The sequence below is a fragment of the Mesorhizobium sp. WSM4810 genome, from assembly GCF_055811235.1.
This window is the reverse complement of the sequence record NZ_JBVVQV010000121.1, coordinates 1-315: the sequence shown is the minus strand read 5'-3', so window position 1 is coordinate 315 and position 315 is coordinate 1. Positions and strand designations below refer to the sequence as shown.

General features: G+C 61.6%; 1 protein-coding gene. It reads right to left on the bottom strand.

The annotated features are described in order from the left end of the window. Positions 1-263 (bottom strand): Crp/Fnr family transcriptional regulator (locus AC0L3O_RS35575; protein ID WP_473618176.1); only part of this gene is annotated, 263 nt, incomplete at its 3' end. Positions 264-315 lie beyond the last annotated feature (52 nt).

Genomic DNA, 315 nt, shown 5'->3' with positions numbered 1-315 from the left:
AGAGTGCTGTATTCGAATACCCGCTCGGTCATGCGCCGGAGCTGGGCAGACAGATGCTCAAGCAGCATCCAGGCGAAAGTCGGATGGGTCATCACGATATCCCGGAATGCTGTGCCGGACAGCCGTGCAGCGCGGGTTGCCTCCAGCGCGACTACGCTGGCAGAGCGTGCAATCCCGTCAATGCCTCCGAGCTCCCCGAAAATGTCACCCGGTTCGACATCGCGATACGCTATCTCCCTGCCGTCCGCTGAAACCAGTGTCACGCGAGCCCGTCCTTCCAGCAGGAAGAAGACATCGCGACCAGTGTCGCCGTGG